Genomic DNA, 25242 nt, shown 5'->3' on the forward strand with positions numbered 1-25242 from the left:
CTGGACCGGCTTGAGATATGTCGTCATACGACTGGAATTATAAGAACGAGGCTCGGATGAATGCAGTGCGCGTTTACCCCTACTCCGCGCATTTGCCGACTCCGTAGTCCGACGCATATCACCCTCTTTCAGCCTGTTTGCGGGCTCTCAGGGTAATTCACTCTCCAGGCCGTCACTTTCCATTTGGCCACCGGCGTGCTTCCGAAGCAGTCAAACCCGGGGTTTTCCCTCGGACTTCCCTGTCGATGCTTGCGCGCTTTTCGCTATAGTTGTACGATGACTTATCTCGAAGCCATCGACCAGATGGAACGAGGCCATAACCCACCTTGTTCCCCACCAACCGCCATCTGCCATGTGGCGATCAGGAAGCGTGACATGACTACACCGCAAGAACTCAAGCAGATCATCTCGGAAGGCCTGCTCTCTTTCCCTATCACCGATTTCGACGCGCAAGGCAACTTCCGCCCCGATACCTATATCGAGCGCCTGGAATGGCTGGCGCCCTACGGTGCGTCGGCGCTGTTCGCCGCCGGCGGCACGGGTGAGTTCTTCTCGCTGACGCAGCAAGACTATTCGAACGTGATCCGCACCGCGGTGGAAACCTGCCGGGGCAAGGTACCCATTCTTGCCGGTGCCGGTGGCCCGACCCGCGTGGCGATCGAATACGCGAAGGAAGCCGAGCGCCTGGGCGCCCACGGCGTGCTGCTGATGCCGCACTACCTGACCGAAGCCAGCGAAGAAGGCATCGCCAACCACATCGAAGAGGTTTGCAAGGCGCTGAAAATCGGCGTGATCGTCTACAACCGCGCGAACTCCCGTATCGGCGCCGACCTGCTGGAGCGCGTGGTCGACCGCTGCCCCAACCTGATCGGCTTCAAGGACGGCGTGGGCGAGATCGAGGCGATGGTGCGCGTTCGCCGCAAGCTTGGTGACCGGCTCGCATACCTGGGCGGCCTGCCTACCGCCGAAGTCTATGCCGCCGCCTACAAGGCGCTGGGCGTGCCCGTCTACTCGTCGGCCGTGTTCAACTTCATCCCGAAGACCGCGATGGAGTTTTACCGCGCGATTGCCGCTGACGACCACGCCACGGTGGGTCGACTGATCGACGATTTCTTCCTGCCATACCTGGACATCCGCAACCGCAAGCAAGGCTACGCGGTGTCGATCGTCAAGGCTGGCGCCAAGCTGGTTGGCCACGATGCCGGTCCGGTGCGCGCGCCGCTGACCGATCTGACCGAAGACGAAATGGCACGACTGGACGCGCTGATCCGCAAGCTTGGACCGCAGTAAGTTTCTCAGGTCGTCACGTTGAGAGTTTGGACAGAGCCGATTCGTCGGCTCTTTTTTTTGCGCGTCGCCAAATAAAAAAAACGCCAACCCGCGAAGGGTTGGCGTTCTGCCTAAAGCTTGCTTAGGAGTACGACCCAGATCAGAACTGGTTCATCGTGTTGTCCTTGCCAGCCGCCTTCAGGGCAGCTTCGCCGCTGAAGTATTCCTTGTGGTCGTCACCGATGTCCGAGCCGGACATGTTCTGGTGCTTGACGCAGGCGATGCCCTGACGGATTTCCTTGCGCTGCACGCCAGCCACGTAGCCCAGCATGCCCTGATCGCCGAAGTATTCCTTGGCCAGGTTGTCGGTCGACAGCGCGGCGGTGTGGTACGTCGGCAGCGTGATCAGGTGGTGGAAGATACCGGCTTCACGCGATGCATCGGCCTGGAACGTGCGGATATTCTCATCAGCGATCTTGGCGAGTTCGCTGTCGTCGTATTCCACGCTCATCAGCTGGGTGCGCTCGTATGCCGACACGTCCTTGCCCGCGGCCTTCATCGCGTCGTAGGCCTGCTGGCGGAAGTTCAGGGTCCAGTTGAACGACGGGCTGTTGTTGTACACCAGCTTGGCGTTCGGGATGACCTTGCGGATTTCGCTGACCATGCCACCGATCTGGGCGATATGCGGCTTTTCGGTTTCGATCCACAGCAGGTCGGCGCCGTTCTGCAGCGCGGTGACGCAATCCAGCACGCAACGTGCTTCGCCCGTGCCGGCACGGAACTGGAACAGGTTGCTCGGCAGACGCTTCGGACGCAGCAGCTTGCCGTCGCGCTTGATGATGACATCACCGTTGCCCAGTTGGTCGGCCGACAGTTCCTCGCAATCCAGGAACGAGTTGTACTGGTCGCCCAGGTCGCCCGGGGTGGCGGTCACGGCGATCTGCTTGGTCAGGCCTGCGCCCAGCGAATCGGTACGGGCCACGATGACGCCGTCGTCCACGCCCAGTTCGAGGAAGGCGTAGCGGATCGCGCGGATCTTGGCCAGGAAGTCCTCGTGCGGCACGGTAACCTTGCCATCCTGGTGGCCGCACTGCTTCTCGTCGGACACCTGGTTCTCGATCTGGATGCAGCATGCACCGGCTTCGATGAACTGCTTGGCCAGCAGGTACGTCGCTTCGGCATTGCCGAAACCAGCGTCGATGTCGGCGATGATGGGCACCACGTGGGTGACGTGGTTGTCGATCTTTTCCTGGATGGCGGCCTTGGCGGCACCGGTGGCGGCATCCAGTTCGCGGAACAGGCCGCCCAGTTCACGTGCGTCAGCCTGGCGCAGGAACGTGTACAGCTCGCGGATCAGCGCGCTGACCGAGGTCTTTTCGTGCATCGACTGGTCCGGCAGCGGGCCGAACTCGGAGCGCAGCGCAGCGACCATCCAGCCCGACAGGTAGAGGTAGCGACGCTCGGTGCTCTTGAAGTGCTTCTTGATGGAAATCATCTTCTGCTGGCCGATGAAACCGTGCCAGCAACCGAGCGACTGGGTGTACTTCGAAGGATTCGCATCATAGGCGGCCATGTCGGCGCGCATGATCTTGGCGGTGTACTTGGCGATGTCCAGACCCGTCTTGAACTTGTTCTGGGCACGCATGCGAGCGGCATACTCGGGGTTGATGGCATTCCACGCGCTGCCGTGTTGCTCTTTCAAACCAGCAACTGCCTTGATGTCGTCTTGATACTGAGCCATACGAGTTTCCTAAGAGTGAAGCGTGTTTGAAGAAGTGTTTGCCTGTGCCGCTACGGGTGTCGAAGCAAGCAGCGTGGAAATAATTGTAGGGGGTTTTTGATGCATCGCGGCAAGGTCTTATATAAGACATAAGAGTTAATTTATCCTTATTTTTCAAAGAGATAAGCTCTATTTTTTGCGATGTGGAACGAGTTTTCGGAGAACGAAAAGAAGCCAGTGGTGAAATTTTCCGGGGATTTCGCAATATGAAATGTGCTTTCAGTTCCCGGGGAAAGGGTCGCCGCAGATGGCTGGCGCACTGATATAGATGCGTCTGGGTCCTTCAGACGCAGTTGAAGGACGGCGTCATGCGCCAGCGGAGATGTCGATGCTCCGTGCGAGAATCCTGGTGCTTGCCGATCAGAGCCACATGACGCGGCACTTCTCGAAGACATTTGGACTGACGCCAGGGCGCTGGCTGCAAGTCGCCGGGTACATGCAACGCGGCTGAGCACACCCACGATCGTTCAATGCCGTCGCGTGGATCGTGCGTAAGCTCGAATCGTCAACATTTGAGCGGAGAGAACGATGCCCCAAGCCCCCAAACATCCCACCATGCATGCCGACCGTGGCCAGTGCCGGGCCATCGACCTGATCGACAAGATCGCGCTGATCGACGGTCACTGGCAACCGCGCGTCGTCGCTGAAATGAACGACTATCAGTTCAAGGTCGTGAAGGTCGAGGGCGAGTTCCAGTGGCACCGCCATGCCGACACCGACGAAACCTTCATCGTCCTGGAAGGAGAACTGCGCATCGACTTCCGGACGGGACCCACGGGCGACGGGTCGATCGTGCTGCGTGCCGGGCAGATGGCGGTGGTGCCGAAGGGCGTCGAGCACAAGCCCTGCGCGAACGCGGAAGTCAAACTGCTGCTGATCGAGCCGCGAGGCGTGGTGAACACGGGTGACGGTGCGGCGGGCGAGCGCACCGTCGAGAACGACCAGTGGATTTGACGCGCCCTCCGGCATTTGCCGGGGCGGTACGTTGTTGTAATCCCGCGGCGACTACAACCACCGCCAGATGCCCGCCGCAATCCCGGCGAGCGGCAGGTGGGCCCAGGTCGCCGCGAGCCAGACGATAAGCCCACCAAGGAGCGCGTGCGAGCCAAATCCGGCCAGCCGAGCCCGGCCGGTGACGATCGCCGCAAATGGAAGGTAGCTCGTCTTGGCCTCCCAGTCCGGCCAGCGGTCTGGCAGCAGCCGTTCCTTTTTCTGGTCCTGCAATGCGGCGCCCACAAGGGCGAGCACGATCATTGCCAGCGCGACCACGATGTTCCTCGTCACCGGATACACAGCGATATGGCACACGCCCCAGAGCGCGAAGGCCCACATCATCGGATGACGCGTCACCGCAAACACGCCGCGCGCAGCCTCCGGGAAGGCGCCCGGGCGGCCAACTGTGGGCAACGCCGGATTTCGGATCAGGGATCCCATCAGCAGGATCGAGGCGATCAGCATGACCGCCGTCACCACCGCCCATGTCCCGTCGCCAGGCACCCACAGCGGTGACGAGACCGGCGCTCGCTTGTAGGTCATCACCATCCACCCAAGCGTCAGGAAGGCGACCAGCGAATAGATGCCGAGAAACCCCTTTTCGCCGACCGCGCGAACCAGCGTTCCCCGCAACGGATGAGACAGCAGGAAATGACTGCCCACGAAGGCGACTGACGCCACCACCACCGCACCAATGCTTCCCATTTCCCGCCTCCCGCAATCTGGATGATTGGTTGACCGTATTGCAGTATGGTTGATGTCCACCGCGAGAGCATCAATGAGGAAAACTGCATGACCATCTCCGTCCGGACCGAGCGTCCCGAGGATGTTGAAACCATCGCCCAACTCACGGAAGCGGCGTTCAGGGGCGAGACCCACTCGAGCCACACCGAAGCCTTCATCATCAACGGCTTGCGTCGTGCCGGATGCCTGACGCTCTCGCTGGTGGCCGAGGATGAAAGCGGGATCGTCGGCCACGTTGCGGCCTCGCCTGTCACCATTTCCTCCGGCAATTCGGGCTGGTATGGCATTGGGCCGGTCTCGGTATCGCCAGATCGGCAGCGCAGGGGCATTGGCTCGGTGCTGATGCTGGCGGCGCTTGATGAGTTGCGGCGCCGTGGCGGACGTGGTTGCGTCGTGCTGGGGGACCCGGCCTATTACGGCAGATTCGGCTTCCAGGCCGATTCCCGGCTGGTGTTGCCCGGCGTACCGCAGGAGTATTTCCAGACCCTTGCCTTCGGGCCCGACGTGCCGGTGGGCACCGTGCGCTATCACGATGCATTCAACGCCACGGAGTAACCGTCGGCCGCGCCAATCTGGTGAACCGGGGCGCGTGCCGGCTGGCCCGAATCCTGCATCACCTGCGATCGAAGAGTAGAAGCGTTCAACCGCCCCGCCCTTTCCAGGCACCGGGGCGGCAGGAAATTGCTCTTGAGTTCCGTGTCCATCCCGGAAGTCGAGAGCCGCATTGCCGCGATATGCGTGTGTCTTGCTCCCGGGACGGACCGATCGGCCCACATTCCCGAACCAGGACACCCATGACCAACGCCACCCTTCCCCTCCACGAGCTTGCCCGCGAATCACGCATGGGCGCCCATGGCTCCGAAACCGACACGCGCGAGATCCGCTGCATCGACCTCTCGGACTTCGACACCCGCAAGCCCGAGATTACCGATCAGCTCTGGGGTGCCGCCACCGACATCGGCTTCTTCCAGTTGCGGCACCACGGTATCGACCTGACTGCCATACGGCGGGCATTTGCCATGGCCGAACAGTTCTTCGCACTACCGGAGACGGTAAAAGCCCGGTATCCATTGCAGAAAGCCAATAACGCGGGCTGGGAATCTCGCGCGCAGGTAAGGCCATCCACCGGCACCCCGGACCAGAAGGAGTCCTATCAGATCACGCGCCCGCACATGGCACCACTCTGGCCTGCGGAGACCGAATTGCCCGGGTTCCGGCAGACGATGCTCGAATTCGAGGCGCAATGCTGGAACGTGGGAATGAAGGTGCTGTCCTGCTTCGCCGACAGACTCGGCTTCGACACCGACTTCTTCTCGCGCGCGCATGACCCGGCCGCACCGGATTACCAGAGCACGCTGCGGCTGCTGCATTACTACGCGATTCCACCCGAGGCGCAGGACAAGCTCGACCTGTGGCGCGCCGGCGCCCATACCGATTTCGACTGCCTGACGCTACTGTTCCAGCGCGAAGGCCAGGGTGGTCTGCAGGTGTGTCCCGGCAAGGAGATGGATGCCCAGGCCTGGACCCCGATCGCGCCGATCGAGGACGTGGTCACCTGCAACATCGGGGACATGCTGATGCGCTGGAGCGACGACCGCCTGCCGTCGAACTTCCATCGCGTCCGGAATCCCGCGCCAGGAGAGTACATGGGCCCGCGCTACAGCCTTGCGTTCTTCTGCCAGGCCAACCGCGATGCGGTGATCGAAGGGCCGTCGAAGCGGTATCCGGCGATTACGGCAGGTGATTTCCTGCGGCAAAGAGTCGCTGCGAACTTCAAGGCCTACTGAGGCACTGATCCCGCTCGATCCCGCCCGCCCAACAAAAAACCCCGGGCCTTTCGGGCACGGGGTTTCAAGTCGCCCGGCGCCGAGCGATCGGCACCGGACTGACGACTACCAAAGATGCGGGCGATCAGGCCGCAGCGTCCTTCAGCTTCTTCAGCGGGCGCACCTTGACCTTGACGCTGGCCGGCTTGGCCGGGAACCAACGCTCTTCGCCAGTGAACGGATCCTTGCCGAAGCGCTTCTTCTTGGCCGGCACTTGCTGTGCGGTCACCTTCAGCAGGCCCGGCAGCGTGAATTCGCCAGCACCCTTCTTGTTCAGTGCGCTGACGATGGTGTTTTCGAGGTGTGCCAGCACCGTCTTCACGGCCTTGGCTTCCAGTTGGGTCTGGGCTACCAGGTGAGCGACCAGGCTCGACTTGTTGAAGGTGTCCTTCAGCGGCTTCGGAGTCGGCGCGGCAGCGGCGGGAGCAGCCTTCTTGGCCGGAGCGGCCTTCTTGGCAGCAGCCTTCACAGGTGCCTTCACGGGTGCCTTGGGTGCCGCGGCCTTCTTGGCAGCGGGCTTGGTTGCGGTCTTCGCGGTCGGTTTCGCTTTGGTCGCCATGTCTATATACGAGAGTTGAAGATAGTGTGCCGGCCGATCGCAACGTTTGGCATGTTGCTGAACGTCAGTGCCGGTACGCACTGAATCATAGCGGAAACGGCCAGAAGTAAAGGGGTTTTCGTACATGCCGTAGGGCAAACCAAGTGAAAACCCCGTGTTTTGTAGCTGGTTTGCATCAGCAAACACGCTGCGGAGCGTTACGTCCCCCCACTTTCGCATTCCGCGAGCGTCGCGCGACGGCGCGTTTTCGGGTCATTCAATGCGCGTGCGCCAGCATCGCATCGCGCGTTTCACGCGCCAGGCCAAGCGCGAAAGCCGTCTCCGCGACGAGGAAAAGCGGCCCCACCAGCAGACCAACCAGATCGTCGACGAAGGCCGGCTTGCGACCTTCGAAGTAATGCCCGACGAACTGGATGACCCAGCCCGCGACGAACAGACCGATGCCAGATGCCAGCCATGCGGCCGTCGGCAACGCCGCAAGCCATGCGCCAGCCCATACGAAAAACGCCAGAATCACGGCCATCGCCACGCCGAAAGCGAACGACAGGCGCAGGTAAAACAGGCACGAAAGCGCGTAGACGATCATCGCCGGCGTCAGATATCGAGCGCCGTCACCAAGCGGCAGCGCGGGCCGTCCAAGCAGCGCCGTCACGGCCAGGACGATCATCGGGATACCGATGAAATGCGTCACGACGTTGCGGGTATCACGGTGATAGGCAGCGTAGTTCGACAGGTGATCGATCAGGGTTTTCACGGGCGTCTCCGTAGTTTTTTTATGCTTTGGCGCAAGGTTCGCATCGCGGCCGTTGCGGCCTTATAGTAGTCACGTCCCGTGCGATTCGGTAGCGTCCCCCCTTCCGTTCGAGCGCCCCTACTAATTCCCGCCAGCACCCCACCATGCTTGCCGCCGACGAAATCCCCGCTCTCCACCCCGACCAGTTGGCCGCCTGGCTGCGACGCCTCGGCATCGCAGCAGTTCCCGACGCCCCCGCGCTACCGTTGCTGAACACGTTGATCGCGGCGCAACTCGCGCATATCCCGTTCGAGAATCTCGATGCGCTGCTCGGCCGCCGGGTGTCGATCGATCTGCCCTCGGTATTCGAAAAACTCGTGGCGCAGGGCCGCGGCGGCTACTGCTTCGAGCAGAACACCCTGCTCTGCGCCGGCCTCAAGGCACTCGGTTATGCGGTGACGCCACTGGCCGCGCGTGTGCGCTGGCATGTGCCGGAAGCCACGCCGACGGGGCTGTCGCACATGCTCCTGCGCGTGGAAGTGGCGCACGAAAGCTATATCGCCGATGTGGGCTTCGGCGGGCCGACGCCGGACCGCGCCCTGTCGCTATCGCTGCCGCCGGATGAAAACACGCCCTATCGTCTGCAACCCTCCCCGGCAAACGCGCTGACGGGTACGGGTTTTCACTGCCTGGATCTGACGGTGCCCGACGTCAGTGACGACGCTTCGGGTTGGCAACCGATCTACCGTTTCGACCTGACCCCGCAGCCCTGGATCGATTTCATCGCGCGAAACTGGTACGTCTCCACGCATCCAGACAGCCACTTCACCCGTACGCTGATGGCCGCGCGTACCGACGGCGACACCCGGCTCGCGCTCGCCAATGGCAACCTGAGCGAGCGCTCGCCCGACGGCAGCGTGCGAAAAACCGCCCTGGCGTCGGCCGACGCCGTGATCGACACGCTGGCAACGCGCTTCCAGATCCGGCTCGATCCCGCCTTGCGCGCCGCGCTGGCGGCACGACTGCCAGCGGTGCTCGGATAGAGACCCGGCTGCCATTCCGCGCAGCGGCACACGCCATGCATCGCGTGAATTGCCCGCAGAAAGTTTGCTGATACAGGCATCCTGGCACCGCTTTCGTTATGGACTGAGTCCTGGCGCCTGCCCATAATGTCCCGGCCAATCACCCATCCAGACAGCGGCAATGACCGCTGTCAAACAACAGGAGACGCCATGTCATTGTTCGATCTGTCGGGCAAAGTAGCCATCATCACCGGTTCTTCGCGCGGCATCGGCCGGGCCATCGCTGAGCAGCTTGCCATCCAGGGCGCGAAGGTCGTCGTCTCCTCGCGCAAGATCGAGGCCTGCCAGGAAGTCGTCGACGCCATCAACGCCAAGCACGGCGCAGGCACCGCGCTGGCCGTGGCCGCCAATATCTCGTCGAAGGATGCACTGCAGCATCTGGTGGACGAAACCAATCGCGTCTACGGCAAGGTCGACGTGCTGGTCTGCAACGCGGCATCGAACCCCTACTATGGCCCGATGAGTGGCGTGAGCGACGAGCAGTTCCGCAAGGTGCTCGACAACAACGTGATCTCTAACCACTGGCTGATCCAGATGGTGGCGCCGCAGATGATCGAACGCCGCGAGGGCTCGATCATCATCGTGTCGTCGATCGGTGGCCTGCGCGGCTCGCCCACGATCGGGGTCTACAACGTGTCCAAGGCCGCCGATTTCCAGTTGGCCCGCAATCTGGCCGTGGAGTTCGGGCCGCACAACGTACGCGTGAACTGCATTGCCCCGGGCCTGATCAAGACCGATTTCGCACGTGCCCTCTGGGAAGATCCGGTGCGTTACAAGCAATCCACCGAGAACGCGCCGCTGCGCCGCATCGGTGAACCGGTGGAAATCGCGGGCGCGGCCTGCTATCTGGCTTCCGCCGCCAGCACGTTCATGACGGGCCAGGCACTGGTTGTTGACGGGGGCGTTACCATCTGACGATTGTTTTTGCGGGAGGCCATGCATGTCGCAACAACCGCAGCAACAGCAGCACCAACAGCACCAGCAGCAGACGCAGCAATCCCGGCCGCCGGAGGCCGGCGCCGGCGCCGGCCAATGGCCGGTCATGTCCCTGGCCGAAGCGCACGCCCGGCTGACCGCGCCGGGCGCGCCGTTCGAAACCGAGACGCGCGTGATCCGGGGCATCCCGACCACGGTCTGGAAGAATGCGCCACCAACGCTGCGCGATCTGTTTTTGATCGCCGCAGCCTGGGGCGACAAGACCTTCGTGGTCTACGAAGAGGAGCGCGTCAGCTATCGCGCGTTCGCGCAGGCGGCCACGACGCTGGCCCAGCAACTGGTACGCGACGGCATCCACAAGGGCGACCGCGTGGCCGTGGCCATGCGCAACCTGCCCGAGTGGCCTGTGGCGTTCTACGCGGCAATTCTCGCCGGCGCCATCGTCACCCCGCTCAATGCGTGGTGGACCGGTCCCGAGCTGGAATATGGCCTGGCCGATTCGGGCAGCCGCGTTGCCATCGTCGACTACGAACGGTTGGATCGCATCACGGAGCATCTGGCAGCCTGCCCCGATCTCGAACGGATCTACGTCGTGCGCGCCCCCGCCAATGCGACCTTCGACGACCCGCGTATCGTGCCGCTGGCATCGGTGATCGGTGAATCGGATGCGTGGCCGGCACTCCCCTCGCAATCTCTCCCGGTCGTCCCCCTGGATCCGGACGATGACGTAACGATCTTCTATACGTCCGGCACCACGGGCAAGCCAAAAGGCGCCGTCGGCACGCACCGCAATGCCTGCACGGTGGCCGTATGCGCGCAATTCAGCCCACTGCGCAACCTGCTGCGCCGTGGCGAGCCGGTGCCGGAACCGAATCCGGACGCCCCACAGAAAGGGGGATTGCTGGCGGTGCCGTTCTTTCACGTCACCGGCTGCATGTCCATCCTGAATGGCACGCTCGCCACCGGCGGAAAGATCGTCTTGCTCTATCGCTGGGACACGCTGCGCGCCATGGAACTGATTCAGGCGGAGCGCTGCACCGGCGCGGGTGGCGTGCCGACCATCGCGTGGCAGATTCTGGAGCACCCTCAGCGCGGCGAGTTCGATCTGTCGTCGCTCGAGAACATGAACTATGGTGGGGCCCCCGCCTCACCGGAACTCGTGCGCCGGATCAAGGAGGTATTCCCACATGCCGCACCGGGCATCGGCTGGGGTATGACGGAAACGTCAGCCACGTTCACAAGCCACAGCGCCGAGGAATACATCCATCGTCCCGACAGTGCCGGCCCGGCGCTGCCGATCTGCGAGATGAAGATCGACGATGGATTCGGCCGGGCACTCCCGCCCGGCGAGGTCGGCGAGTTGCTGGTGCGCGGCGCCAATGTGGTCCACAGCTACTGGAACAAGCCCGAAGCAACCGCGAAGACCTTCGTCGACGGTTGGCTGCACACTGGCGACGTGGCGCGTATCGACGAGGACGGATTCCTCTATATCGTCGACCGCATGAAGGACATGCTGATCCGTGGCGGCGAGAACATCTACTGCATCGAGGTGGAAAGCACGCTATACGATCATCCGGCCATCATGGATGCGGCGGTGGTAGGCATTCCGCACCGCACGCTGGGGGAGGAGCCCGGCGCGGTGGTCAGCCTGAAGCCTGGCATGAAGGCAACCGAGGCCGAACTGCAGGAGTTCGTGCGCGCGCGTCTGGCGGCCTTCAAGGTGCCGGTGCGCGTGATCGTGCTGGAGGAGATGCTGCCGCGGAATCCGAACGGGAAAATCCTGAAGTCGAACCTCAGGAAGCTGTTCGCGGCTTGATTGTCTGAGGTGACGCCCCCTCTTCCGCAAACGGGAGAGGGGCGCAAACCCTCAATCTCTGAATATCACTTCACCGGAATCGGCGTCCCCGCCGGCACCGGCACGGCAGTGACCGAGTTCTGCGGGCTGCCGGACACGATCCGATCCGAATACGTCAGATAGACCAGCGTATTGCGCTTGCGGTCCACTGCGCGCACCACGTGCAGCGTCTTGAACAGGATCGACATGCGCTCGGAGAACACATCCTCTTGCGCCTTCACCGGACCCTTGAACGTGATCGGCCCCACCTGGCGGCAGGCGATCGACGCCTCTGGCGGATCTTCGGCCATGCCGAACGTCCCCTTGATGCCGCCGGTCCGGGCGCGCGAGACGTAGCAGGTCACCCCGTCGACTTGCGGATCGTCGTAAGCCTCGATAACGACTTTGTCCGATCCGGTCATGCGGAAATTGGTGGAAACGCTGCCGATCTCTTCGGCCTGTGCCGCGCAGGCAAGCATACCGATGGCAAGGCCCGCGGCCATGCCGATACGAAGTCTGGTCATGTCGGGGTCACGGCGTGGAGCCTTTGATCTCGTCGTGGCGACGTTCCATTTCCTGGCGCAGCGCGCGTCGCTGCTTGGCGGCTTCGAAGCGCTGGCGCTCCACTTCGTCACGCGGCTGCAGCGGCGGCACCTCGGCCGGCGCACCGTTGTCGTCAACGGCGACCATCGTGAAGTAGCAGCTATTGGTATGGCGCACGACCTTGCTGCGGATATTCTCGGTCACCACCTTGATACCGATCTCCATCGAGCTGCGGCCCGTGAAGTTGACGGCAGCCAGGAACGTCACGAGTTCGCCCACGTGGATCGGCTGGCGGAACATCACCTGGTCCACCGACAGCGTAACCACGTAGCGACCGGCATAGCGGCTGGCGCAGGCGTAGGCCACCATATCGAGGTATTTCAGGATCGTGCCGCCGTGGACATTGCCGGAGAAATTGGCCATGTCCGGCGTCATCAGCACGGTCATGGAAAGCTGGTGGGACAGATCGTTCATCGCAGGAAATCCAGATTCGGGCATTCAGGCGCCGGCAGTGTAACTCGCCGCGTGCGTGAATGGGAGCCCGGCCCACCCCAGCCATGCAAGAAACTTTCGACAAAAGAAAAGCGGCCCCGCAGGCCGCTTTCTTTGCTTCTCAGACGCGATGTGCTTACTTCTTCTTGTTCACAGCGTCCTTGAAACCCTGACCTGCCGAGAACTTCACGGTCTTGGCCGCAGGAATCTTGATCGTTTCGCCGGTGCGCGGATTACGACCGGTGCGGGCAGCACGTTTGCCCGAGCTGAAACTGCCAAAACCCACCAGAGTGACCGAGTCGCCCTTGGCTACTGCCTTCTTGATACTGTCCAGCGCAGCGTTCAGCGCGCGCTCGGCGGCGGCGTTGCTGAGTTCTGCTTCCGCGGCGATGGCCGATACCAGTTCACCTTTATTCATGGCTGATTTCCCTTGTTGGTCGTCGTCACCGGACTTTTTACCGCATGGCAGAAGTCCGATCGGCGCAGTCTAATCTGCCCTTTGTGCCTTGGGCAATCCCCAGTGGCACCAATGCAACGAAAACTGCCGGAAATCGTTCTGTGGCAAGACTTAGCGGGCGTTCTCCCCCTCTGTTCCGAGAATCGAAACGTCACTTTTTGCGGCTGTCTGCTGTACCGAATATCGCACATCGGCATTCCCGGAGAAATTGCCGTACCCGTCACCGGAACGTTCGGCTCCCATTTACCAGGCATCAGTCCGTCCAGACTCAACAACGCCCAGTTCAGGTGCAATGCACCGTTTCGGGTCTGATTTGACAACACAACGTGCGCCATCACGGCGCATTTGCACCTCATTCCCTCTTTTTGGGCGTTGGCATTCCGCGGCTCAGAGTGACCCGAAACGCCATCCAAGTGCGCCACGCACTGAGTTTGCGCGGTTTTTCGGCATTCATGCCCAGATCTGGAACGGCTTTTGCATACCCATGCTCCCATTTTGAGCATGGGGCAACGATGGACAACTTGAAAACCGGTACGGATGCAATGTTCATCCTGCTAGGCGCAATCATGGTGCTAGCCATGCACGCGGGATTCGCATTCCTGGAGCTTGGCACCGTCCGCAAGAAGAATCAGGTCAATGCCCTGGTCAAGATCCTGGTCGATTTCGCGGTCTCGACGATCTCATACTTTTTTATCGGTTATACGGTCGCCTACGGTGTGCAATTCATGTCCGGGGCAGATGTACTGGCGCAAAAAAGCGGCTATGAGCTGGTGAAGTTCTTCTTCCTGGCCACATTTGCTGCGGCCATCCCGGCGATTATCTCGGGCGGTATTGCCGAGCGCTCGCGGTTCAACCCGCAACTCGCAGCCACGTTCGTGCTGGTCGGTTTCGTCTACCCCTTCTTCGAAGGCATCGCGTGGAACAACCGATTCGGCATCCAGGACTGGATCGCCTCCGTGACCGGTGCGCCGTTTCATGATTTTGCCGGCTCGGTGGTGGTCCACGCGGTCGGCGGCTGGATCGCGCTGCCGGCGGTGCTGCTGCTGGGCGCGCGCCGCGGCCGCTATCAGAAGGATGGCCGCATCAGCGCGCACCCGCCTTCGAATATCCCGTTCCTCGCGCTGGGCGCCTGGGTACTGGCGGTGGGCTGGTTCGGCTTCAATGTCATGAGCGCGCAGACCGTCGACAAGATCAGCGGCCTTGTCGCGATCAACTCGCTGATGGCAATGGCGGGCGGCACGCTGGCCGCGTGGTGGGCCGGCCGCAACGATCCGGGCTTTGCCTACAACGGCCCCCTGGCAGGCCTGGTCGCCGTTTGCGCGGGCTCGGACCTGATGCATCCGCTGGGCGCGCTGATTACCGGTGCGGTGGCGGGTGTGCTGTTCGTTCATCTGTTTACGCTGGCGCAGAACAAGTGGCACATCGACGACGTGCTCGGTGTCTGGCCCCTGCACGGCCTGTGCGGCGCCTGGGGCGGCATCGCCGCGGGCATCTTCGGCAGCCACGCGCTCGGCGGTATCGGCGGCGTCTCGATCGTGGCCCAGCTTATCGGCACGGCCATGGGGATCGTGATTGCCCTGGTGGGCGGCACCGTGGTCTACGGCACGCTGAAGAAGGTCGTCGGCATTCGCCTGGACGCTGAGGAGGAGTACAACGGCGCCGACCTGACACTGCACCGCATCTCCGCTACACCGGAGCGCGAAACGAGCTGGTAATCGACACGCTTGCAGCCTCGAATCGCCCCAAATAAAACGGCCGGAATCATCCGGCCGTTTTACTTTGTGTTCACAAAGATTAACTTGAACTTTGATCTCGACGCGCCCAATAATGCCCTTGGACTCCCGAAGAAACGCCGACACAGGCGTGTCTTGCAGCCCTGGCACCATCCACACCGATTTGCGCTGATTCTGACGTGCCTGATTTTCACTTTTCCATAAAGAACTGGAGCGTGCCCCCATGGATACTTCTTCGTTGCAAAGCATCCGCGATGTGATTTATGGCTATGCCACTGTTTTCGGCGTCAAGATCCTTGCCGCCCTCGCCTTCTGGGTGGTCGGCCGCTGGCTGATTCATTTCGTGGTGCGCATGGTCCAGAATTCGCTGGCCAGGCAGAAGGTAGACCCGACGCTGCTGCGCTACGTTGGCTCGATCGTTACCGTCACGCTGAATGTCGTGCTGGTCATCGGCATCCTCGGCTACTTCGGCATCCAGACTACGACGTTTGCAGCGCTGATCGCCGCAGCCGGCGTTGCTATCGGTATGGCCTGGTCTGGCCTGATGTCGAACTTCGCAGCCGGCGCGTTCCTGGTGGTCCTGCGCCCGTTCAAGGTCGGAGATTTCGTATCCGTCGGTGGTGTCACCGGCACGGTGCGCGAGATCGGCCTGTTCTCCACCACGCTCGACACGCCCGACAACGTCATGACGGTCGTCGGCAACAACAAGATCTTCAGCGACACGATCCAGAATTTCTCGGCCAATGCGTTCCGCCGGGTCGAATTGAAGGCGCAACTTGCCGGGTCGACTGACGTGGCAGCCGCCACGGCGTTGCTCAAGGAAAAGATCGCGGCCATTCCGAACGTGCTGACCGAACCGCCCGTCGATGTCGAGATCCTCGAATTCACGCTGGTTGGCCCAGTCCTGGCCGTCCGCCCCTACTGCCATACCGATCACTACTGGCAGGTCTATTTCGATACCAACCGCACGATTCGCGACAGCTTCGGCCAAGCGGGCTTCCAGGCGCCGATGCCGGCCCAGGTCGTGGTGATGCAGAACGCGCCGGCCGTATCGGTAGCATCGGGCACGCCGGCAAACCAGGCGGCCTGAGCCTGATCCGGCCAGGCAAGCTCGGCGGGATCAGGTTGCGGATTGGGAGCGCTGCCGCATACCTGCCCGCCCGTAGAGACGCAGCACGACCGCGCCGCTGCCGCAGACAGCCATGACAACGGCCAGCGGCAGCGCGGTGCCATCGTGCCAGAGGCTGACCGCCGCGCCCGCCAGCGTGCCGAAGCCGAACTGCAACGTGCCCATCAGCGCCGATGCCGTGCCGGCGCGATGACTCTGGTGGGATAGCGCCAAGGCCGAGGCGTTGGGCGTGATGCAGCCAAGGCCCGACAGGAATACGAAGAAGCAGACCAGCAGTACCGGAAGCGTTGTCCAGCCGATCAGGGCCGTGCCAGCCAGGACGAGACCTGCCACGCAAGGCGCGAACAGCGCCACGCGCAACACATCGTCAAGCGCGCGCGACCGCACCAGGCGGGAATTGACCTGCGACATGCCGATCAGGCCAAACGCATTCGCCCCGAAAACAAAGCCGTAGTGGGAGGGATCGATGCCATGCAGTTCGATCAGCACAAACGGCGACCCCGCAATATAGGCGAACATGCCGCCCTGCACGCATCCCGCCGCCAGCGAATAGCCGAGAAATTCGCGATCGCGCAGCAACTCCCAGTAACTGCGCAGCACTGCAACCGGATGCAGTGTCCGGCGGCGCTGCACGTCGAGCGACTCCTCCATGCGCACGTGGACGAACCACAGCAGCAGCACCGCTGCGCCACAGTGAATCCAGAAGATCGCACGCCAGCCGGAAGCCGCCAGCACCGCGCCACCAATCAGCGGAGCCAGGATCGGCGCCAGGCCCATCACGAGCATCAGCGAGGAGTACGCCCGCGCCGACTCATGGGCTTCCATCCGGTCACGAATCACCGCGCGCGAGACTACCAGGCCGGTACAGCCGCCGAGCGCCTGCAGGAACCGCCAGAGCATCAACGAATCGACGGTCGACGCCATCGCACAGCCTGCAGCCGCCGCGCCGTAGATCGTGAGTCCGACGTACAGTGGCGGCTTGCGGCCGAAGCGATCGCTGATCGGGCCGTAAAACGCCTGTCCGATCGCCAGCCCAACCAGAAACGTGCCGAGCGTCAGTTGCACCTGTCCGATGTCGGTATGCAGATCTGCTGCCAACGCCGGGAAGCTCGGCAGGTACATGTCGATGGACAGCGGCGCGATGGCGGTCAGCGATGCGCAAATCAGAAGCCAGAGGGGAAAACGGGAGGACGATGGCGCGCCCTTGGTCGACGTCATGAAAGGGTTCCGGAAACGCAAGGCGCAATTGTTGCACAGCCGGCAAATGCGCACCGGCCCACCCGTCGGGGAAGCAAGGATGTTGGCATTGATCGCCAGGCAACCCGCCACCGGTGCGGAACATTGTTGGACTGGCTTTCACGCGCGGCGGGGTGGAGGGTACAATGCCTGCCTGTCGGCTCGGATGTTGCACCGACCACGCAGTCAGACGCATCGCGGGAGACGGATCACGGAAACCGTCCCCGGCACCGTTATCCTGCATGACCATACGATATAAGCCGTTAATTGCCTCGCTGAGCCTGGTTGCGATCGCAGCCCTGCCGCCGTTGCCCGCATGGGCCGCGCCGGGCAGGCCGACCGCGACGCCGGCTCCGTCTTCCGCGCCCGTGGCGGTGGACGAAGCCGACGCCCTGGCGAGAATGCTCAAGGGTGCCGCCACCGGTCAGAACACGGGCGCCGCTGGCGTGCCGGAACTCCTGCGCAATACCAATCGCCCTGACAGCGTGCTGGCGCGCGCCTGCCGCCAGCTCAACGATGCGCTGCCGATCGAGATCGACGGAGAGACTCGCCTGCGGCGCTGTCAGTCGATTCCAGGCAAGCACATCCTGTTTCAGCTGGAACTGACCAACTACCGTGGCCCGATGCTTGACCTCGCCAGCTTCGAGGTCAACTACGCGGCACCGCTACAGCGCAACATCTGCGCTAACCGCGACGTCGAGATCCTGACCAAGCTCGGCATCAGCATGATGTTCCGCTATATGACTCGCAACGATCGCGGCGAGCGTCGTGTCGGCGACGTCTATATCAACGCCCCGATCTGTACCGCCGCGTTGCGATAACCCGTTTCAAACAAGTGCCACACGCCTGCATGCAGGCGGATTCGGCATCGGCCAGAGTGCCATCCTCGAACCGATGCCGCCGTGGTCGCTTCGCGCGAAGATGCCATGGAGTGTGAGGTCGCAGCCCGAGCGAATATCGCGCCACGGCGTGGCTGGAAAGAGGCCGGCCTCCCCTCCGCATCCGGATGCCGGACAAACAAAAACGGCAGGCTTCAAAGCCTGCCGTTTTTGATTCCAGCGATGCGTCCCTCAGGCCGCCCGTGGCCGCAATGGCAACACGTTCGGCGCCCGGCGCATCAGCACGCGCGTTTCCTTCCAGGCGCTGTCCGCCAGTGGCGAACCCCAAACCAGCTCATGCAGCCTGGCCAGCGCGAACGGATCGCCCAGCAACACGTGCTTCTGCGCAGCCGAGAGCGACTTCGGCCCGTTCGTCAGCGCGTGCTGCACGAGCGCCGCGTGTTGCAGCCGTGCCGCTTCGGGCTGGATCTTGCGCGCGGTACCGGTGGCGCACATCAGCGCGTTGGTCACCGGATCGACCACGGCATCGACGAAGCCCGGCACCTCCTGTGCATTCTCCACATGCTGCTGCGTCTCCACGATTTCGCGCGGCACGACCGTTTCCTCAGGAATCATGAACAGGCCCGCGCGACGCGCGGCACGACCCAGGGACACCCGTGACAGCATCACGGACAACGGAATCGACAGCGCGAGCGACCCGACGATTGGCAGCAGCCACCAGATGAAGCCCGGGCTGATCCAGTAGACGCCCGCGCCCCACACCAGCCCCAGCAGCGTATGCCAGCCGTGGCGACGGAATGCCTCGCCCCAGGTGGTCTCGGCGTCCTCGCGCGGTGGCGACTTCCACGAGATCCCCCAGCCGCTATAGGCTGCGATCACGAACTTGGTGTGGAACAGCATGCGCGTCGGTGCCAGCAGGGCCGACATCGTCATCTCCAGCAACATGCTAATGAACAGCCTCACCACACCGCCATACTGCTTGGCGTCCTTGAGCAGCAACAACACGCTGGCCAGCTTGGGCAGGAACAGCAGCGTGGCCGTGGCCGAGAACAGCGCGAGCGCCTTCTCCGGATGCCACTCCGGCCAGGTCGGGAACATCTGGTACGGCTTGGTGAAGTACTCGGGCGGCACCAGCGCATGCTTGGCCAGCGCGGCCGTGGACAGCAGCAGGAACAGGAACCAGAGCGGCGCCGACACGTAGGCCATGATGCCGGTCAGGAACACCGCGCGGTGCACCGCGTGGAAGCCCTGTTTCATCCAGAGCCGGAAGTTCATCAGGTTGCCCTGGCACCAGCGGCGGTCTCGCTTGACCTCGTCGAGCAGGTTCGGCGGCAATTCCTCGAACGATCCCGGCAGGTCGTATGCGATCCACACGCCCCAACCCGCGCGACGCATGACCGCTGCTTCGACGAAGTCGTGGGACAGAATCTCGCCAGAGAGAGGACCCTTGCCCGGCAGCGGCGCCAGGCCGCAGTGCTCCATGAACGGCTTGATGCGAATGATTGCGTTGTGGCCCCAGTAGTGCGATTCGCCAAGCTGCCAGTAATGCAGACCAGCCGTAAACAGCGGGCCGTAGACGCGAGTGGAGAACTGCTGCACACGCGCGTAAAGCGTGTCGCGGCCGACCGCGAGCGGCGCGGTCTGGATGATGCCCGCACCCGGGTTGGCCTCCATCAGCCGCGTCAGCGTGGCCAGGCATTCGCCACTCATCACGCTGTCAGCGTCGAGCACGATCATGTAGCGATACTTGCTGCCCCAGCGGCGGCAGAAGTCGGCCACGTTGCCGGTCTTGCGCTTCACGCGGTGGCGACGCCAGCGATAGAAGATGCGGCCGAATCCGCCTACGGCGCGGCACACTTCCATCCACGCGTCATGTTCGGCCGTGCGCAGATCGGGATTGCCGCTATCGGACAGGACAATGAAATCGAAATGCTGCAACTCCCCGGTGCGCTCGAGAGATTCGTAGGTCGCGCGCAAACCGGCGAAGACGCGCGTCACGTCTTCATTGCAAATCGGCATGATCACGGCCGTGCGGGCTGCGGGATCGATCGGCGCATCGCTCGCGGCACTGCGCGATATCAGATGGCGGTCGCCGCCCTTGGCCAGCACCAGAAAGCCCATCATCGCCGTCCAGAAACCAGCCGACACCCACGAGAACAGCACGGCGAACAGCACCAGGATCGCCACTTCGAGCGGATCCGCGCCGTGATACGGCAGTACCTTCGCCATGAAATACGTGGCCAGCGCGGTCTGAATGACCACCAGCGCCAGCAGGAACCAACGGCGATGCGACCCAGCGGGATGCCACTTGCCTTCGGCATCCGGGCCGTCGTGCAGCGTATCCCAGGTTTCTGGGACCGGCGGCCGGCCCAGCATCTTGCGCCAGGTATTGCGAATCCAGCCCGAGATCACATGCGGTGGCCACTGACGCGGCACCATGGACGCGCGCTGCGGCTCCGGGCCGGTGTCCACGCGCACGGTGCCATCGTCCCGCCGTTGCAGCAACGGGGCGCCATCGACCTGTGGATTGCCGTACGCCATCGCGAAGCGTCGGGGCACCGAGGCATATGCAGCACCACCGGCCGTATTCCGCGTATTCAGATCCGCGATGTCCTTCTCCTTCGGGTCACGCCCAGCCAGGCGCAATTGCAACTCCGTCATCGCCGACGGCACTTCAATGCCCTCAGCCGGCAGGCTCGACACAGCCGGAGACAGGGCATCGGCCAGCAGTTCACTACGTACCTCGGGCGAAGCCGGCAGACGATCGACATAGCGCTCGCATACTGCCGCCGCCTGGGCCGGTAACTGCTTTAGCCTGGGGGTAAGATGTAGCTCCATGTTTCGGAAAGGGTTGTATTGCCGTTGCGAAGATAGCCGCGCAACTCAACCGGCTTGTTCTCGTCCTTGCGCCGCATGAACATCGTCATGCGCCAGCCACCCGTGGCCTCATTGCGCTGGACTGTTGTCTTGAGCAGTTCGCCATTGGCGTCCGCCGAAATCACTGCATCCAGTCTCGCGTCATCGGGCAGTTTCTTGAAGGCCGGGCCTTCGAAATCCACCATCAGCGAGAAGCTGGTGTCATCCTGCTTGCGCGTAAGGCCCTGCCCACGGCGCGTTTGCGTGACCCATGACAGCGGCGGCAGGTTCTCGCCATCCTTCTGCCACTTCAGGCGGTACTCGTAATCGAATGCCTGCTTGGGCTTGGGCGGGCTGTCGGGCACCCAGAATGCGACGATGTTGTCGTTGGTCTCGTCGGGCGTTGGAATCTGCACCAGCTCCACGCGGCCCGAGCCCCAGTTACCCTTCGGCTCGACCCAGGCACTCGGCCGGCGCTCATACCAGGCACCGATCTCCTGGTAATTGTCGAAGCTGCGATCGCGCTGCATCAGGCCATATCCTTGCGGATTGGTGGCGGCGAACGATGTCACCAACAGTCGCTTGGGGTTGACCAGCGGACGCCAGATCCATTCGCCGGTACCGAGCTGCACCGACAGGCCATCGGAGTCATGCACCTCGGGCCGGTAGTCGGTGTCTTGAGACGGCTGGTTCTCGCCAAACAGATACATGCTCGTCAGCGGCGCCAGACCCAGCTTGGTCACGTTCTCACGCAGGAAGAGACGTGACTTCACTTCCATCACGGTCTCGTTGCCGGGCTTGATGACGAACCGGTACGCGCCACTCACGCGGCGGGAGTCCATCAGCGCGTAGATGGTCAGCTGCTTGTCGTTGGCCGCCGGTCGCTCGATCCAGTATTCGACGAAGCGCGGAAACTCCTCGCCCGAGTTCAAGGCCGTGTCGACTGCCAGGCCGCGGGCCGACAGGCCATACCACTGGTCCTTGCCCAGCGCGCGGAAGTAACTTGCGCCCAGGAACGACGCCAGCTCATCCTTGCGCTTGCCCTGGTTCAGCGGATACAGCAGTTTGAAACCGGCAAACCCAAGCCCCTTGAGCTTGGCCGGATCCACCCGGTGAGAGCCATAGTTGAACGCGGAAGGATCGAACCGGAATTCGCGCACGCTATTGCCGACCACCTCGTTGATCTTCACCGGCTGGTCGAACACCATGCCCTCGTGGAAGAACGACACCTCGAACGGCAGCCGCTGGCCGCGCCACGCGAAGCGCTCGGGCTTGTACTCGATCTCGCGATATCGCTCGTAGGGAAGGTCCTTCAGTTCGCGCGGCAAGTCGTGTTTCACCGGCTTGTACGGCGACGCCGACAACTGGCGCGCGCGTGCCGCCACGGTCTCGAAGTCGAACGCGTGCGCAGTCACCACCATCGCCGCCAGCAGGCCGCCACCAATCCATCGCCCAAGACCGGACATCCTCGCCGATAAGCGCCGCGCAGGCGCGGCGGTCGGAATCTGGTCGTGGCGGATCGAAGGTGTAATGGCGGTCATGAAGGCCCGGGAGTGGGTTAACGGAAGCAGCGACCCGATCATGTGGCCGGATCGTGAATCTTCAACATGCGGAAGCAGCAAGAGATGAGCCAGGGTGCTGCGCAACGACACCCGCGTCGGCATATCCGTACCAGTGCCAGATAGGCCCACCGCAGGACAGGTTTGATGGCTTTGTTGCATTGCGATGCGAAACCTTAACAATTCGAGCCTTAAAAGTCACGTTTCGGTGTCGCAACGTTTGCAACAAAATGTCACACCTGTGGGCTGAAAGCCGCTCCGGACAAGCGTTTGCGGGTTGAAGTCAAGCATAGGTCATGGTTTGACAAGGTGGCCCCAGGCGTTAACGGCCGCATCGACGAATGTGCCGCGGACGCCCTTCCTTTGCACGCAATCCGTCACCACGCGCTTACAATCGGCCCATCGACAACGTCATTTCACAAGGAACCGTCATGTCCTTCCGGCGTCATTTCCGCCTCGCCATTGCCGCCACCGCAGGTTGCGCCCTGCTGCTTGGCGCCAGCCAGCCGGCCCTGGCCTACTTTGACAACTACCTGTCCGGCAGCATCGTGGGCACGTTGAACAAGAAGGAAGTTGCCTCACTCCAGCAAACCGTGCGCAAGGCACTCAACGACACGGAAGACAACCAGGTCGTGGAATGGCATTTCCCCGGCGAGGGTCGTCGTCAGGCCGTGGATGGCACGGTCAGCCCGATCGCCACCAAGACGGACAAGGGCCAATCCTGCCGCCGGCTGAAATCGGAACTGAAGCGCGGAAGCGCCACCGAGGCTTGGTCAGGCTGGTTCTGCAAGCAGTCGAATGGCACCTGGAAGGCGCGTCAAGTCCAGGACTGACGCCTGACAGGCCACCGGCCGACGCGGAATGCCGGGCGGCACTCCCGCGATCGGTCGGGTAGACGAATACTCAGTGCGAATACTCAGTGGCAGAGACGGCCGATCAGTTCACCGGCCAGCGTGCCGGGTGCTGCCGGCTGGGGCATCCCGGCCTGAGGACCGCGAATCGTATAGAGCGATTCTCCGCGCGCGTAGCGCTTGTTGTAGAGGGTCTGCTCGATCACGGCATACATCGACGTCGCGCAGTTAAGCACCATGCGCTTGAGCGATGAGCGGATCGTGTCGCCACTGGCGGTCTTGATGACACCGGCCGGTGCGTTATGCACCAGTACCACGCCCACTTCGGTGCCGCGCCGGCGGATGGCCGTCTGATCGAGATAGGAAATCATACCTGTGGCGCCCATCAGCGGCATCCAGCGTTGCGGGTCCGGTGCGGCCGGATCGGGCGAGGCCACCAGCGTGCACCCTTCACGCGGCGAAGCGCGAAACACGGTGCCACCATTCGGGCCCTGGCATTGATACAGAGCGCCGGCTGCCACCGGACGCACCGCAGGATTGGGCATCAGCTGGGTCATTGGAACCATGCCGTCCGATTCCGCAAAGGCAAGCGGCGTGGCAAGACAAAGGCACGCGCCGGCGAGCAGCGCCGCGCGTGAAATAAAGCGGGAGAACATTGGGGAACCCTCGTAAGGACGGGAAAAAGTCCCCCGCATTTTCGCACAGCATTCGCGCGCGACGATGATCTTGGTCGATCTGTATCGTTTTGGGACCAGCGCCGCGTCATTTTTTTGCGGTTGGTCAGCCGTTAATTTGCCGCCACGCCACCAGATCGGCGATCGTCAGAACTGGCAACTGGTACATCTCGGCAAAAGCCAGCGCTTCGGGCCTGCGTGCCATCGTGCCATCGGGATTCATCAGCTCGCACAACACCGCGGCCGGCGACAGGCCCGCCATGCGCGCGAGCTCAACCGAGCCCTCGGTATGCCCGCGACGCGCCAGCACGCCCCCTTCCACTGCTACCAGCGGAAACACGTGTCCGGGACTCACCACGGCATCAAGGCCCGCCTCATCGGCGATGGCGGCGCGAATGGTCGTGATCCGGTCCGCCGCGCTGACACCGGTGGTCACGCCTTCACGCGCCTCGATCGATACCGTGAACGCAGTGCCGTACTGGCTGCGATTGTTCTCGACCATCGGCCGCAGGCCGAGTTGCCGCACCTTCTCCGGCGTGAGGCACAGGCAGACGATGCCGCTGCATTCGCGGATCATCATGGCCATGTTCGAGTTCGTCAGCCGCTCCGCCGCAAGAATCAGGTCGGCCTCATTCTCGCGGTCGTCATCGTCGAGCAGTACGGCCGGACGGCCATCGCGCATCGCATCGAGGGCCTGCGCGATGCGCTCGGCCAGTGGACGCGTGTCGGCATCGGATGGCGCCAGCGAGGCGGGGGAATCGGGAAAGCTGGTGGATTTGGTAAGGGTCAGCATTGAAACGCTCCGTGCGTGGATTTCCATGGATGGGCGTTTCAGGGGATGATTAGCGAGAACGGCAAAGACACCCCGACGGCACGCAGTGGACGACATTGCGCGCGCATGGGGTCATGCGAATTCCGCCCATCTTCTTTCATCCGGACTTTAACCGTCGGCCCTGGTCTCTCACCAGATCTGCTGACCCCACGCGGAGAGCGTGGGCGCTCGCGGGCTCGTGACAATGCGCCAATGGCGCCGGCCACATACCGCCGGTGGGGAATTACACCCCGCCCTGAAGACGTAACGATGCCGCCGCGAGAGACCTCGCAGCGGCGCGACGAT

24 protein-coding genes and 1 riboswitch are annotated in these 25242 nt (G+C 62.8%); of the genes, 12 read left to right on the top strand and 12 right to left on the bottom strand.

Annotated features, from left to right (window positions below; all coding sequences use genetic code 11):
* Positions 1 to 375: 375 nt before the first annotated feature.
* Positions 376 to 1290 (top strand): 5-dehydro-4-deoxyglucarate dehydratase, encoded by a 915-nt coding sequence (kdgD, locus tag RN01_RS07820; protein WP_008651303.1) that lies wholly within the window; start codon positions 376 to 378, stop codon positions 1288 to 1290.
* Between the two features lie 139 nt (positions 1291 to 1429).
* Here kdgD and RN01_RS07825 read toward each other — a convergent pair whose 3' ends face one another.
* A complete protein-coding gene (locus tag RN01_RS07825) occupies positions 1430 to 3010 on the bottom strand; it encodes an isocitrate lyase (protein ID WP_024569394.1) in 1581 nt (526 codons plus the stop codon).
* Positions 3011 to 3377: 367 nt separating this feature from the next.
* Here RN01_RS07825 and RN01_RS33835 point away from each other — a divergent pair, with 367 nt between their 5' ends.
* Complete coding sequence (locus tag RN01_RS33835; protein ID WP_017515412.1) at positions 3378 to 3500, top strand: hypothetical protein; 123 nt, start codon at positions 3378 to 3380, stop codon at positions 3498 to 3500.
* 77 nt (positions 3501 to 3577) lie between these two features.
* Entirely contained in the window at positions 3578 to 4003 is a 426-nt protein-coding gene (locus RN01_RS07830; RefSeq protein ID WP_024569395.1) for a cupin domain-containing protein, read from the top strand.
* A 51-nt stretch (positions 4004 to 4054) separates the two neighbouring features.
* On the opposite strand, the gene RN01_RS07835 is transcribed toward RN01_RS07830, so the two are convergent.
* The gene (locus RN01_RS07835) at positions 4055 to 4747 is read right to left on the bottom strand and encodes an NnrU family protein (RefSeq protein ID WP_017515410.1); all 693 of its coding nucleotides are present in this window, start codon (positions 4745 to 4747) and stop codon (positions 4055 to 4057) included.
* 87 nt (positions 4748 to 4834) lie between these two features.
* Between RN01_RS07835 and RN01_RS07840 the strand changes: the two genes are divergently transcribed.
* Positions 4835 to 5341, top strand: a complete 507-nt coding sequence (locus RN01_RS07840) for a GNAT family N-acetyltransferase (RefSeq protein WP_024569396.1) — start codon at positions 4835 to 4837, stop codon at positions 5339 to 5341.
* A 239-nt stretch (positions 5342 to 5580) separates the two neighbouring features.
* Positions 5581 to 6573 (top strand): isopenicillin N synthase family oxygenase, encoded by a 993-nt coding sequence (locus RN01_RS07845; protein WP_024569397.1) that lies wholly within the window; start codon positions 5581 to 5583, stop codon positions 6571 to 6573.
* A gap of 124 nt (positions 6574 to 6697) precedes the next feature.
* Here RN01_RS07845 and RN01_RS07850 read toward each other — a convergent pair whose 3' ends face one another.
* A complete protein-coding gene (locus RN01_RS07850; protein WP_008651289.1) occupies positions 6698 to 7171 on the bottom strand; it encodes an HU family DNA-binding protein in 474 nt (157 codons plus the stop codon).
* A 256-nt stretch (positions 7172 to 7427) separates the two neighbouring features.
* Positions 7428 to 7925, bottom strand: coding sequence for a DUF962 domain-containing protein (locus RN01_RS07855; RefSeq protein WP_017515093.1), 498 nt, complete (start codon positions 7923 to 7925; stop codon positions 7428 to 7430).
* Positions 7926 to 8068: 143 nt separating this feature from the next.
* On the opposite strand from RN01_RS07855, the gene RN01_RS07860 reads away from it, so the two are divergent.
* From RN01_RS07860 to RN01_RS07870, 3 genes are all read left to right on the top strand, one after another.
* Entirely contained in the window at positions 8069 to 8947 is an 879-nt protein-coding gene (locus tag RN01_RS07860; RefSeq protein WP_017515094.1) for an arylamine N-acetyltransferase, read from the top strand.
* 189 nt (positions 8948 to 9136) lie between these two features.
* Positions 9137 to 9901, top strand: a complete 765-nt coding sequence (locus RN01_RS07865) for an SDR family oxidoreductase (RefSeq protein ID WP_008651283.1) — start codon at positions 9137 to 9139, stop codon at positions 9899 to 9901.
* 25 nt (positions 9902 to 9926) lie between these two features.
* Positions 9927 to 11738, top strand: a complete 1812-nt coding sequence (locus RN01_RS07870) for a class I adenylate-forming enzyme family protein (RefSeq protein WP_024569399.1) — start codon at positions 9927 to 9929, stop codon at positions 11736 to 11738.
* Positions 11739 to 11803: 65 nt separating this feature from the next.
* On the opposite strand, the gene RN01_RS07875 is transcribed toward RN01_RS07870, so the two are convergent.
* The 3 genes from RN01_RS07875 to RN01_RS07885 form a co-directional block, all read right to left on the bottom strand.
* Positions 11804 to 12280, bottom strand: coding sequence for a CreA family protein (locus RN01_RS07875; RefSeq protein WP_011519181.1), 477 nt, complete (start codon positions 12278 to 12280; stop codon positions 11804 to 11806).
* A 7-nt stretch (positions 12281 to 12287) separates the two neighbouring features.
* A complete protein-coding gene (locus tag RN01_RS07880) occupies positions 12288 to 12773 on the bottom strand; it encodes an acyl-CoA thioesterase (protein WP_017515742.1) in 486 nt (161 codons plus the stop codon).
* A 154-nt stretch (positions 12774 to 12927) separates the two neighbouring features.
* Positions 12928 to 13209, bottom strand: a complete 282-nt coding sequence (locus tag RN01_RS07885; RefSeq protein ID WP_008651272.1) for an HU family DNA-binding protein — start codon at positions 13207 to 13209, stop codon at positions 12928 to 12930.
* A 551-nt stretch (positions 13210 to 13760) separates the two neighbouring features.
* Between RN01_RS07885 and RN01_RS07890 the strand changes: the two genes are divergently transcribed.
* Together RN01_RS07890 and RN01_RS07895 are read left to right on the top strand one after the other, a co-directional pair.
* Entirely contained in the window at positions 13761 to 14963 is a 1203-nt protein-coding gene (locus RN01_RS07890) for an ammonium transporter (RefSeq protein ID WP_011519184.1), read from the top strand.
* A 241-nt stretch (positions 14964 to 15204) separates the two neighbouring features.
* A complete protein-coding gene (locus tag RN01_RS07895) occupies positions 15205 to 16071 on the top strand; it encodes a mechanosensitive ion channel family protein (protein WP_011519185.1) in 867 nt (288 codons plus the stop codon).
* 30 nt (positions 16072 to 16101) lie between these two features.
* Here the strand turns inward: RN01_RS07895 and RN01_RS07900 are convergent, their stop codons facing one another.
* A complete protein-coding gene (locus tag RN01_RS07900) occupies positions 16102 to 17328 on the bottom strand; it encodes a Bcr/CflA family multidrug efflux MFS transporter (protein ID WP_017513712.1) in 1227 nt (408 codons plus the stop codon).
* A gap of 260 nt (positions 17329 to 17588) precedes the next feature.
* Here RN01_RS07900 and RN01_RS07905 point away from each other — a divergent pair, with 260 nt between their 5' ends.
* Entirely contained in the window at positions 17589 to 18167 is a 579-nt protein-coding gene (locus RN01_RS07905; protein ID WP_017513713.1) for a hypothetical protein, read from the top strand.
* Between the two features lie 249 nt (positions 18168 to 18416).
* Here the strand turns inward: RN01_RS07905 and mdoH are convergent, their stop codons facing one another.
* Together mdoH and RN01_RS07915 are read right to left on the bottom strand one after the other, a co-directional pair.
* Positions 18417 to 21023 carry a glucans biosynthesis glucosyltransferase MdoH gene (gene mdoH, locus RN01_RS07910; RefSeq protein WP_024569400.1) on the bottom strand — a complete coding sequence of 869 codons (2607 nt, stop codon included), beginning with the start codon at positions 21021 to 21023 and terminating at the stop codon, positions 18417 to 18419.
* Positions 20996 to 22582: a glucan biosynthesis protein G gene (locus tag RN01_RS07915; RefSeq protein ID WP_024569401.1), complete on the bottom strand. Its 1587-nt coding sequence runs from the start codon at positions 22580 to 22582 to the stop codon at positions 20996 to 20998. Before RN01_RS07915 ends, mdoH begins: the two co-directional genes overlap by 28 nt.
* Positions 22583 to 23031: 449 nt before the next feature.
* On the opposite strand from RN01_RS07915, the gene RN01_RS07920 reads away from it, so the two are divergent.
* Entirely contained in the window at positions 23032 to 23433 is a 402-nt protein-coding gene (locus tag RN01_RS07920; RefSeq protein WP_017515642.1) for an RT0821/Lpp0805 family surface protein, read from the top strand.
* Positions 23434 to 23516: 83 nt separating this feature from the next.
* Here the strand turns inward: RN01_RS07920 and RN01_RS07925 are convergent, their stop codons facing one another.
* Positions 23517 to 24107 (bottom strand): surface-adhesin E family protein, encoded by a 591-nt coding sequence (locus RN01_RS07925; RefSeq protein WP_017515643.1) that lies wholly within the window; start codon positions 24105 to 24107, stop codon positions 23517 to 23519.
* 124 nt (positions 24108 to 24231) lie between these two features.
* Positions 24232 to 24918, bottom strand: a complete 687-nt coding sequence (gene ribB / locus RN01_RS07930; protein ID WP_039016662.1) for a 3,4-dihydroxy-2-butanone-4-phosphate synthase — start codon at positions 24916 to 24918, stop codon at positions 24232 to 24234.
* Between the two features lie 124 nt (positions 24919 to 25042).
* A riboswitch (FMN riboswitch) is annotated at positions 25043 to 25204 on the bottom strand.
* Positions 25205 to 25242 lie beyond the last annotated feature (38 nt).

The sequence above is a fragment of the Cupriavidus sp. SHE genome, from assembly GCF_000812445.1.
Classification (GTDB): Bacteria; Pseudomonadota; Gammaproteobacteria; order Burkholderiales; family Burkholderiaceae; genus Cupriavidus; species Cupriavidus metallidurans.

Bases quoted from the DNA above. Each gene is read 5' to 3' on its own strand.
- kdgD (WP_008651303.1), top strand. From the start codon at position 376: ATGACTACACCGCAAGAACTCAAGCAGATCATCTCGGAAGGCCTGCTC.
- RN01_RS07825 (WP_024569394.1), bottom strand. From the start codon at position 3,010: ATGGCTCAGTATCAAGACGACATCAAGGCAGTTGCTGGTTTGAAAGAG.
- RN01_RS33835 (WP_017515412.1), top strand. From the start codon at position 3,378: ATGCTCCGTGCGAGAATCCTGGTGCTTGCCGATCAGAGCCACATGACG.
- RN01_RS07830 (WP_024569395.1), top strand. From the start codon at position 3,578: ATGCCCCAAGCCCCCAAACATCCCACCATGCATGCCGACCGTGGCCAG.
- RN01_RS07835 (WP_017515410.1), bottom strand. From the start codon at position 4,747: ATGGGAAGCATTGGTGCGGTGGTGGTGGCGTCAGTCGCCTTCGTGGGC.
- RN01_RS07840 (WP_024569396.1), top strand. From the start codon at position 4,835: ATGACCATCTCCGTCCGGACCGAGCGTCCCGAGGATGTTGAAACCATC.
- RN01_RS07845 (WP_024569397.1), top strand. From the start codon at position 5,581: ATGACCAACGCCACCCTTCCCCTCCACGAGCTTGCCCGCGAATCACGC.
- RN01_RS07850 (WP_008651289.1), bottom strand. From the start codon at position 7,171: ATGGCGACCAAAGCGAAACCGACCGCGAAGACCGCAACCAAGCCCGCT.
- RN01_RS07860 (WP_017515094.1), top strand. From the start codon at position 8,069: ATGCTTGCCGCCGACGAAATCCCCGCTCTCCACCCCGACCAGTTGGCC.
- RN01_RS07865 (WP_008651283.1), top strand. From the start codon at position 9,137: ATGTCATTGTTCGATCTGTCGGGCAAAGTAGCCATCATCACCGGTTCT.
- RN01_RS07870 (WP_024569399.1), top strand. From the start codon at position 9,927: ATGTCGCAACAACCGCAGCAACAGCAGCACCAACAGCACCAGCAGCAG.
- RN01_RS07875 (WP_011519181.1), bottom strand. From the start codon at position 12,280: ATGACCAGACTTCGTATCGGCATGGCCGCGGGCCTTGCCATCGGTATG.
- RN01_RS07880 (WP_017515742.1), bottom strand. From the start codon at position 12,773: ATGAACGATCTGTCCCACCAGCTTTCCATGACCGTGCTGATGACGCCG.
- RN01_RS07885 (WP_008651272.1), bottom strand. From the start codon at position 13,209: ATGAATAAAGGTGAACTGGTATCGGCCATCGCCGCGGAAGCAGAACTC.
- RN01_RS07890 (WP_011519184.1), top strand. From the start codon at position 13,761: ATGGACAACTTGAAAACCGGTACGGATGCAATGTTCATCCTGCTAGGC.
- RN01_RS07895 (WP_011519185.1), top strand. From the start codon at position 15,205: ATGGATACTTCTTCGTTGCAAAGCATCCGCGATGTGATTTATGGCTAT.
- RN01_RS07900 (WP_017513712.1), bottom strand. From the start codon at position 17,328: ATGACGTCGACCAAGGGCGCGCCATCGTCCTCCCGTTTTCCCCTCTGG.
- RN01_RS07905 (WP_017513713.1), top strand. From the start codon at position 17,589: ATGACCATACGATATAAGCCGTTAATTGCCTCGCTGAGCCTGGTTGCG.
- mdoH (WP_024569400.1), bottom strand. From the start codon at position 21,023: ATGGAGCTACATCTTACCCCCAGGCTAAAGCAGTTACCGGCCCAGGCG.
- RN01_RS07915 (WP_024569401.1), bottom strand. From the start codon at position 22,582: ATGACCGCCATTACACCTTCGATCCGCCACGACCAGATTCCGACCGCC.
- RN01_RS07920 (WP_017515642.1), top strand. From the start codon at position 23,032: ATGTCCTTCCGGCGTCATTTCCGCCTCGCCATTGCCGCCACCGCAGGT.
- RN01_RS07925 (WP_017515643.1), bottom strand. From the start codon at position 24,107: ATGTTCTCCCGCTTTATTTCACGCGCGGCGCTGCTCGCCGGCGCGTGC.
- ribB (WP_039016662.1), bottom strand. From the start codon at position 24,918: ATGCTGACCCTTACCAAATCCACCAGCTTTCCCGATTCCCCCGCCTCG.